This window comes from Streptomyces sp. NPDC001292, from assembly GCF_042896465.1.
In the GTDB taxonomy this organism is placed as follows: Bacteria; Actinomycetota; Actinomycetes; order Streptomycetales; family Streptomycetaceae; genus Streptomyces.
Genome location: NZ_JBIAXG010000107.1, coordinates 1 through 6,073, shown reverse-complemented (window position 1 = coordinate 6,073; position 6,073 = coordinate 1). Strand labels below are relative to the sequence as shown.

Annotated in this window: 4 protein-coding genes; all 4 read right to left on the bottom strand. The window is 70.0% G+C overall.

From position 1 onward, the window contains the following. Nucleotides 1–138 precede the first annotated feature (138 nt). Nucleotides 139–1,485, bottom strand: coding sequence for a DegT/DnrJ/EryC1/StrS family aminotransferase (locus ACFY4A_RS42200; RefSeq protein WP_390834620.1), 1,347 nt, complete (start codon nucleotides 1,483–1,485; stop codon nucleotides 139–141). Between the two features lie 168 nt (nucleotides 1,486–1,653). Beyond that, on the bottom strand, nucleotides 1,654–3,150 hold the full coding sequence (locus ACFY4A_RS42195; protein ID WP_390834619.1) for an amino acid permease: 1,497 nt from the start codon (nucleotides 3,148–3,150) through the stop codon (nucleotides 1,654–1,656). A 175-nt stretch (nucleotides 3,151–3,325) separates the two neighbouring features. Further along, complete coding sequence (locus tag ACFY4A_RS42190) at nucleotides 3,326–4,789, bottom strand: aldehyde dehydrogenase family protein (RefSeq protein ID WP_390834618.1); 1,464 nt, start codon at nucleotides 4,787–4,789, stop codon at nucleotides 3,326–3,328. Continuing rightward, the gene (locus ACFY4A_RS42185; protein WP_390834617.1) at nucleotides 4,786–5,685 is read right to left on the bottom strand and encodes an NAD(P)-dependent oxidoreductase; all 900 of its coding nucleotides are present in this window, start codon (nucleotides 5,683–5,685) and stop codon (nucleotides 4,786–4,788) included. Before ACFY4A_RS42185 ends, ACFY4A_RS42190 begins: the two co-directional genes overlap by 4 nt. Between the last annotated feature and the right edge of the window lie 388 nt (nucleotides 5,686–6,073).

Genomic DNA, 6,073 nt, shown 5'->3' with positions numbered 1-6,073 from the left:
TACGCGGACGACCCTCCGCCTTGCGATGCACCGCACCAGACGCCGCGGGGCCCGCCCTCCGGGCGGACGGCGCTACTTTCGAAACACGCCCTAGATCCGCGGCGGTCGGAGCGGGCGCGGCTCCACGGGCTGCCCGGTTCACACGGGCTGTACGGGCTCCTGAGCGGTCCACAGGTCGGGACCGAGGCTCGCGCGCAGTTCGGCGGCTGCCTCGGTGTTGGCCGGGCCCCGGTTGGTCAGGGCGTGATGGATGACGGCGGCGACGCGGGACATGGTGGCGATGTCGGCTCCACGGCGGATGATTTCCTGGGTGCCCAGCCGGATGCCCTGGGCGGGGGCGTCGGGCGGCTGCCAGGGCAGGCGGCAGGTGCCGGCGTAGATACCGTGGGCGGCGAGGCGGTCGACCGTGCCGGCTCCGCCGCCTAGGGCGGTGGCGTCGACGACGACCTGGTGGGTGCGGGTGTACCCGCGGTCGGCCCCGAGGACGGCGTAGCCGTGACCGGCCAGGTGCGCGGCCAGATGCTGGGCGGCGGTGATGGTGGGTGCGGCCCAGGACGGCTTCTGTTCCGCGGCCTCCGCGGCGGCGATGGCCAGTGGGCCGAGCCGGGCGGGGTCGTAGTTGGAGCTGAGGACCGGGTAGGCGGTGTGCGAGAGCGCCTCGGCCAACTGCGGGTCGTTGGTGACGGCGGCGCCTCCGGCGGGCCCGGCGAGGGTCTTGTAGGTGGAGAAGGTGACGACGTGGGCGCCTTCGGCGAGCGGGTCCTGGAAGTATCCTGCGGCGATGAGACCGGCGGCGTGGGAGGCGTCGTAGGCGAGCAGCGCGCCGATGCGGTCGGCTGCCTCGCGGAGAACGCCGAGATCGTGGGGGAACAGGGTGACGCTGCCGCCGACCAGGATCAGCCTGGGTCGGTGAGTGGTGAGGAAGACGTCCAGGACGCGGGCGTCGACGTCGAAGTCGGCGCCGTTGTAGGGCAGGTAGATGACGTTCAGGCCGCGCACACCGGCGGTGGCGTGCGCATGGTGACTGGCGTGGCCGCCGGCCTCGGGAGAGAGCACGGCGATGGTGTCGCCGGGCTGGGCGAAAGCGCTGTAGAGAGCCAGGTTGGCCATGGTCGCGGTCAGGAAGCGGATCTCGGCGTAGGTGGCGCGCATGGCGTGAGCGACCTGGGTGCTGGCGATGACTTCGAGGGCTTCGATCTCCTGCACGCCGGTCTGAAGTTTTCCGCCGGGCCAGCCGAGCGCGGGACGGGTGGACAGGGCGCCGTCGTGGGCGGCGCGCACGGCCGGGGACAGTACGTTCGTCCCGGCGTACAGCACGAGACCTTCGGTGGCCATGCGGTAGTGGTACGCGTCCAGGGTGCGGCTGACCGCGTTGGTGACCGCCACTGAGCCCTCCTCACGGTGCTGGGTCTCCAGTTCGTGCAGCCGCTGCCGGCTTCGGGCATCGGCCCAGGGGGCGATGGTGGAGGACGGGCGGGCGTTCACGAGGAGGGACTCCTTGCGGGTCGGGAAACGAACGTCGGGGGCGGGCTGCCGCCGTGGTTCGGCAGCCCGCCGGAGTGCGGGCCAAGGGGAGGGGGCCCGCGTGTCGCCGGTGCGGCGGCGACAGATGGTGAGCCGGGCCGCCGGGGGTTGCCCGGCGGCCCGTTGGGGTCAGTCCGTGCGGCGCGTCGCGGACTGGTCGCCGGCTCCGGCGGCGACAGCCGAGGGGCTGGTGACCGGCTCGTGGGCGGCCGCCGCTGCGGCTGCCTCTCTGGCGACGATCTTCGGCTTGGCGTACAGGTAGCCGCCGATGAGGGCTGCCGCCCACACCGGCAGCGCGTACAAGGCGATGCGGTTGTCGGCGTCGAAGCCGAGGATGACCGTGACGAAGGTCAGGAAGGCGATCACGAGCCAGCTCAGCGGGGTGGCGAAGGGCAGCTTGAACCAGCTCTCGTGCACTTCGCCGCGGGCGAGCCGGCGGCGGTAGATCATGTGGCACACGATGATGACCAGCCAGCTCCAGATCGCCCCCAGGGTGGCGACGGAGGAGATGTAGACGAACGCCTGGTCGGGCACGACCGCGTTGACCAGGACGCCGATCATCATGGCGGTGCCGGAGGCCAGGATGGCCGCGGCGGGAACGTGGCCCTTGTTGACGGTGGCGAACCGTGCGGGGGCGACACCGTCGGCGGCGAGCCGCTTGAGCAGACGGCCGTTGCTGAACAGGCCGGAACTACAGGAAGACAGGGCGGAGGTGAGGACGACGAAGTTCATGATGCTGCCCGCGGCCGGCAGGCCGATGTGGGTCAGGGCCTTCACGAACGGGCTCTCGCCCGCGCTGAACTCGGTCCAGGGGAACAACGTCAGCAGGACCAGCAGCGAGCCGACGTAGAAGATGCCGATCCGCCAGGGGATGGAGTTGATCGCCTTGGGCAGGACGGTGTCGCGGTTCTTCGTCTCGGCGGCCGTCATGCCGATCAACTCGACGCCCTGGTAGGAGAAGACCACGATCTGGAAGGCGAGCAGGACGGCCAGCCAGCCGTTGGGAGCTGCGCCGCCGTGGTTCCACAGGTGGGCGAAGGTGCTGTTGGCGCCGGCGTCACCGATGCTGAAGACCGCGACGAGCGTGCCGCCGATGATCAGCCCCAGAATGGCGGTGATCTTGATGGACGCGAACCAGAACTCCGCTTCGCCGAACGCCCCCACCTTCAGGAGATTGAGCAGCACCAGCGCCACCAGGACGACGAACGCGGTGACGTACTGCGGGATGAACGGGAACCAGTAGTGGACGTAGATGCCCGCCGCGGTGATCTCGGCCATGCCGATCACCGTCCACGTCGTCCAGTAGCCCCAGCCGGTGATGAAGCCGTAGGCAGGGCCCATGAACTCACGGGCGTACTCGGCGAAGCTGCCACTGACCGGCCGGTAGATCAGCAGCTCGCCCAGGGCCCGCATGATGATGTAGATGAACACACCAGTGATCGCGTAGACGCCGATCAGCGCGGGGCCGGCCTTGGCGATGCCGCCGCCGGACCCGAGGAAGAGGCCGACGCCGATGGCGCCGCCGACGGCGATCATCCGGATATGACGCTTGGTCAGGCTCTGCGCGAGCCCGTCATCGGTGAGTTCGACGCCGTGGGCCGGTGGTGGAGGGGTGGTGGTACCCATGGAGGGACTCCTTCGGGTACGGCGGAGCCGTCACGCTGACAGACGCCGCCGGAGCGGAGTTGGGAAAGACAACAGACCGGTGCGGGTCCGGACTTCAGCGACGCCTGCCAGACGTCGTACATGACGCGAGTGCGCGCGGGGTGGTGCACTGGAAGGCCGTGAGGGCCGGGATGCGTCAGGCCGTGTAGGCGATGGTGAAGCTCTTGTGCTGGGTGAAGCTCTCCAGCGCGCCGTCCACGGAGTACTCGCGGCCCAGGCCGGACTGCTTGATGCCGCCGTAGGCCATGCCGGGGATCTGCCCGCCGCCGCGGTTGATCTGGATCCAGCCCGCCTCCAGCCGGTGGGCGGTGCGCAGCGCCTGGTCGATGTTCTTCGACCACACGTAGCCGGCCAGCCCATAGGTGGAGTCGTTGGCCGCGGCCACGACCTCGTCCTCGTCGTGCCACGGAATGACGACCAGGACCGGGCCGAAGACCTCTTCGCGGGTGATCTCCCAGTCGGCGTCGACGCCGCTGACGACGGTCGGCGCGACGTAGTAGCCGTCCTGGTCGACGGGCTTCTGCACACCGCCAGTGATCAGCTTGCCGCCCTTGTCGAGGCCGGACTGGATGTAGCGGCAGACCTTGTCGTACTGGGCCTCGCTGACGATGGCGCCGATGTCGCTGTCCTCGTCCAGCGGGTCACCGATCTTCAGCTGGGCGAGCTTGGCGGTCAGCTTCTGAAGGAACGAGTCGAAGATGTCCTCATGCAGGTACAGCCGGGAGCCGGCGGTGCAGGACTGGCCTTGGCGGGTGAAGCGCATGCCCATGATCACACCGTCGACCGTGGCGTCGTCGTCGGAGTCGGGGAAGACGATGACCGGGGACTTCCCGCCCAGCTCCAGGGTGACCGGTACGATCCGGTCCGCGGCCGCAGCAAGAATGCTGCGCCCGACCCCGGTCGAGCCGGTGAAGGTCAGCTTGGCGATGTCCGGGTGCGAGGCGATCCGCGCGCCCGCCACCGCGCCCGAGCCGGACAGCACGTTCAGCACGCCGTCGGGCAGGATCTCCGCTGCCCACTGCGCCATCCGCAGAACCCCGAGCGGGGCCAGCTCCGCGGTCTTCAGCACCAGCGTGTTCCCCATGGACAGCGCCATGGCGATCTTCAGCGCGGACAGCTGCACCGGGGCGTTCCACGGCACGATGCCGCCCACCACGCCCAACGGCTCACGCACCGTGTACGAGAGCAGGCCGTCGCCCAGCGGGAGCGTCTCGCCCTTCTGTTCGGAGGCGACCTGCCCGTAGTAGCGGAAGATGTCCACCGCCGAGGCGGCCTCGCCGCGGGCCTGCGTGCGCAGGGCGTTGCCAGTCTCGGAGGCGATGATCCGGGCAAGCTCCTCCTGGTGCTCGGCGATCTTGTCGCCGAGCTTGATCAGCAAGGCGCCGCGCTCGCGCGAGGGCCGTGCGCGCCAGGCCGGGAACGCCTCCTTGGCGGCGGCCACCGCGCGGTCCACGTCCGAGGCGCCGGACGCCGGGACGCGGCCTATAACCTCGCGGCGGCCGGGGTTCTCCACCTCGCTCCATTCGCCGGAGTCCGCGGGTCCCCACGCCCCGCCGATCAGCTGGTGGACAACGGGAATCTCAACGCCGGTGGTGCTCACTTGCCGGCCTCCTTGGTCTGCAGACGGACGCCGGCGAAGTCCTCGTAGAACTCGACGACGCTGGTGAAGTCCTTGCTGCCACGGCCCAGTTGACGGCCGATCGAAAACAGGTCCCGCACCGCGTTCGACAGCGGCAGCGGCACCGGACCCGAGGCGGCGGAGGCCAGGAACAGGCCCAGGTCCTTGTGCATGAAGTCCAGCGCGAAGCCGGTCGGCCGCTCGGCGGTGAACAGCGTGCGCGGGAAGTAGCTGGAGAGCACATTGCTGTTGGCGGAGCTCTTGGTCAGCACGCTCACCGCGACATCCAGGTCCACGCCCTGGCGCACGGCTGTGGTCAGCGCCTCGCCCAGCGCCGCGATGTTGATCGCCGTGATCAGGTTGTTGGCCAGCTTCACGACCTGGCCACTGCCACTGTCCCCGATACGTACGACGCTCCCGGCGTACGTCTCCAGCAGCGGGCGCACCCGCTCCAGGGCGGCCTCGTCACCGCCCACCATGATCGCGAGGGTGCCGGCCTCCGCGCCCTGCACACCGCCGCTGACCGGCGCGTCCAGGAAACTGACACCCTCCGCCGCGGCGGTCGCGGCCAGCCGGCGGGAGGTCTCCGGGTCGATCGTGCTGTGGTCGACGATCACCGCGCCCTTCTCGGCGTGCGGCAGAACCTCACCGACCACCGACTCCACGATCGCCGGAGTGGGCAGGCTCAGGAAGACCGCCTCAGCGCCCTCGGCGGCCTGAGCGGCCGACGCCGCCGCCCGGGCCCCCACCTCCACCGCGGCCTGGACCGCGGCCGTGTTCAGGTCGAAAACCGCCACGTCATGGCCGGCCTTCACCAGATGGGCGACGACACGCCCTCCAATGTTCCCCAGCCCGACAAGGGCGACTGTTGCACTCATCCAAAGCTCCGATCTCAGCTGGCATCCGGCTTCCACTGCGGTCAGCGGCAGGGGCCGGAATCCGACGGTGCGCAGACCGTACGGCCGACCTGAAATCGATCACCACCGACCGATGCCGGGAGCTTCTCCGTGGTTCACTCGACATTTGTCGAAAGGCTTGTCGGGGCCCTTCGACACCCCCACGTGGGAGACAGGGCCACCAGTTGAGTCAGGACACCCAGCGGTGGTCGCTGCCGCCCGGACAGCGGGACCGGACGGGAAGGGCCAGCCGATGCCGAGTTGTGGCATCGGCTGGTCAGCGCAGGGGGTCGAAGGGGGCCAGTTCCGTGGGGCGTTCGCCGGTGACGATCGTTTCGGCGAGGAGGCGTCCGGTGGCCGGGCCGAGGGT

What these genes read in the sequence shown, in the direction of transcription:
- ACFY4A_RS42195 (WP_390834619.1), bottom strand. Translation starts at nt 3,150, where the DNA reads ATGGGTACCACCACCCCTCCACCACCGGCCCACGGCGTCGAACTCACC.
- ACFY4A_RS42185 (WP_390834617.1), bottom strand. Translation starts at nt 5,685, where the DNA reads ATGAGTGCAACAGTCGCCCTTGTCGGGCTGGGGAACATTGGAGGGCGT.